This is a genomic window from Ideonella azotifigens (assembly GCF_006519715.1).
GTDB lineage: Bacteria > Pseudomonadota > Gammaproteobacteria > Burkholderiales > Burkholderiaceae_C > Ideonella > Ideonella azotifigens.
The window spans coordinates 1-2,959 of record NZ_VIDT01000664.1; the positions used below are offsets into that span (position 1 = coordinate 1).

Annotated in this window: 2 protein-coding genes; both read right to left on the minus strand. The window is 67.8% G+C overall.

The genetic code is table 11. The features are described from left to right. Window positions 1–167, minus strand: a 167-nt coding sequence (locus FKP22_RS25885) for a GntR family transcriptional regulator (protein WP_141290678.1), incomplete at its 3' end; no start/stop codon positions are given. Between the two features lie 423 nt (window positions 168–590). After that, window positions 591–2,750 (minus strand): phosphocholine-specific phospholipase C, encoded by a 2,160-nt coding sequence (locus FKP22_RS25890; protein WP_141290680.1) that lies wholly within the window; start codon window positions 2,748–2,750, stop codon window positions 591–593. Window positions 2,751–2,959 lie beyond the last annotated feature (209 nt).

Consider the following 2,959-nt stretch of genomic DNA (forward strand, 5'->3'; position numbering starts at 1 on the left):
AGCAAGCCGCGCGCTTCGAGCAGGTAGTAGGCCTCGAACACCGTCGACGGGCTCACGCCGCGGCTGCGGCTGGCCTCGCGCACCGAGGGCACGCGCTCGCCCACGCGCAGCTGGCCGGCGGCGATCGACTCGGCGATCTCATGGGCGAGGGCTTCGTAGCGCTTCATGGGCTCTGATCCGCTTTTTTTGCCCAGGTTCTGAGCCTGGGTTTTCGGCGCGGTTTTTGGCACAGTCTGCCCTGAAAGCCGGGTCCGGTCATGCGTCCGGTCCGGTCTGTGCGAATGGTGTCTTCCTGCCAGTCATCTGCTGATGAAGATTGGCAGATCCTCAAGATGGTCAGCGTCAAGCAATCGCCTGGAAATACACAAACATGGAATGGATCCCCATCGTCTTCGTGACCTTCAAGCTTCTCGTGTTCGGCACGGGCATGTTCTTCGCCATCAAGTGGCACCACGATCAAGGGAAGAAGAACAAGAAGAAATGACGAAGCCAGTGGACCACACGCGTCAGGGACGGGCGTTCCACGACTTCGCTTGAGCCGAGCTGTCGCGGCGAATGGGCTTGCCTTTGGCGACGCCCGGTTACCGCCATCAACGCAGCGCCAACGCCCCCATCGCCGGATCGCTGATGCTGTGCGCGCCGGTTTCCAGGCGGCCGGCAGCGCGGCGGGTCCAGGTGGTCACGGGCTGACCGCTGACGGTGAACTGCAGGTCATACCAGCCTTGGGCGGCGCTGAGGTCCAGCAGCCAGGTCTGTTCACCGCCAGCGGGCAGCACGACGCTCCAGGGGCCGTCCTGGCGGTAGGCCAGCGGCAGGACGACGACGGTGCAGGCGCTGCTGCCGGGGTTGCTGAGGTGGACCTGCAGCGACTGGCCCTGCGGCTTGGCCTTGACGTTGACGACCGGCGCTGCGCTGGCCGAAGTGGTGCCGCTGAACTGACGGTGGAAGCCGTTGGGGCCGAGCACCCAAAGGTCGTACTGGCCCTTGTCCTTGGCGAGCAGCCAGCTGCCCGAGAGCGACAGGCCGGCGCCCACCGTGTAGCGGCGCGGGCGGCGGGTCAGGTGCAGGCGGTCGTAGACGTGGAACACGGCGCCGGCGCTGCCGTTGTTGACGAATTTCAGCGACAGGCTGGGCGAGCTGCCGGTGACCAGGCTGGCCTGCACGGCGAGTGCATACGGCAGTGCGCGCGAGGGCTTCACGCCGGCTGGCTGCACCGGCGCGGTCTGCGAGGCTTCGCTGGGCACGGGCACCTTGGGCAGGGCTTCCTGCTGCACGCGCAGCGCGTCCACGCCGGCCTTGGTCAGCAGCGTCATCTGCGGCGGCTGCTCGGTGTTGGGGTCGAAGAAGTTGAAGACCGACATCAGGTCACCGGCCACGGTGCGGCGCCAGGGGCTGATGTTGCTCTCGGCCACGCCGAAGCGGGCTTCGAGGAAGCGCAGCACGGAGGTGTGGTCAAACACTTGCGAGTTGACCCAGCCGCCGCGGCTCCAGGGTGAGATGGCCATCATCGGCACGCGCGGGCCCATGCCGAACACGCCCTTGTCGGGCCTGGGCTGGCCTTTGGAGCCGGGTGGCGCGGGCTGGGTGAAGCGCTCGGCACTCACGTCCACGGTGGACGCGCCGGCCTCGCTGCCGTCTGCATTCAGCGACGGCGCGCCGGGCGGCGGCAGGTGGTCGAAGAAGCCGTCGTTCTCGTCGAACATGACCAGCAGCACGGTCTTGCTCCAGACGTCCGGGTTGGCCGTGAGCGCGTTCAGTGCTTCTTCGACGTACCAGGCGCCCTGGGCCGGGCAGGACGGCGACGGGTGCTCGGAATAGGTGGCCGGCGCGACGATCCACGAGACCTGCGGCAGCGCGCCGGCGGCAATGTCGTCGCGCAGCGCCTGCAGGAAGCCGCCGTCGGGCATGGTGTTGGTCGTGCCCTTGGCCAGCGGGTTCAGCGCGTCCATCGCGGTGGTGTAGGCCGGGTAGGGCGAGCCGTCGGGCTGGTTGCCCACGTCCAGGTTGGCCTGGCGGTAAGGCACGAAGCCGGCCAACGGGTTGTCGGTGAAGTTGTCGGGCAGGTTCTGGTAGAGCTTCCAACTCACACCGGCCTGCTGCAGCCGCTCGGGGTAGGTGGTCCACTGGTAGCCGCTGGTGGGGGCTTCCATGCCGTCCCATTCGTTGACGACGACCGCCACGCCAGCGGGCTGCGCGCCATTGCTGCCGGTCCACAGGAACAGGCGATTCGGGTTGGTGCCGCCGTGCAGGCTGCAGTGATAGGCGTCGCAGACGGTGAAGGCATTCGCCAGCGCGTACTGGAACGGCACCTCGGCCTCGGCGTAGTAGCCCATGGCGTTGTTGGTCTTGAACAGCGGCCAGTGCGAAAGCCGGCCATCGCCCCAGGCGCCTTGCGCATCGTGCCAGCTGTGCGGGTTGCCGCCGTCGCGCTGGGCGTTGCCGATGCTGCTGTCCAGGTGGTACGGCATGACGGTGCGCACGCCGTTGCTCTGCTGCCAGACCGTCTTGCCGCCGGGCAGCGGGATGGTGAAGCGGTCGCCATAGCCGCGCACGCCGGGCAGCAGGCCGAAGTAGTGGTCGAACGAGCGGTTTTCCTGCATCAGGATCACGACGTGCTGCACGTCCTGGACGCTGCGCGTGGCGTTGTGTGCCGGGATGGCCAGCGCCCGGGCAATGGCGGCGGGCACACCGGCACTGGCGGCAGCGGCCGCGGCGGTTTGCAGGAACTGGCGGCGGTCGACTGCGCTCATGGAAAACCTCGGTTCGATCAGTGCGGCCACAGTAGCCGAGCCACCGGGCCAGCGGCATCCCCAGCTTGGCAACCGGCGGTGACAGAAACAAGTCAGGCACGGGCTTTGCGCTAACGTGCGCCGCTTCATTCCTGGAGAGTTGCCGGTGTCATTCGCACGTTCCGCCCGACCGTCCCCCCGCGACGCTTCCCTTGCCGCCTGTCGCCTGC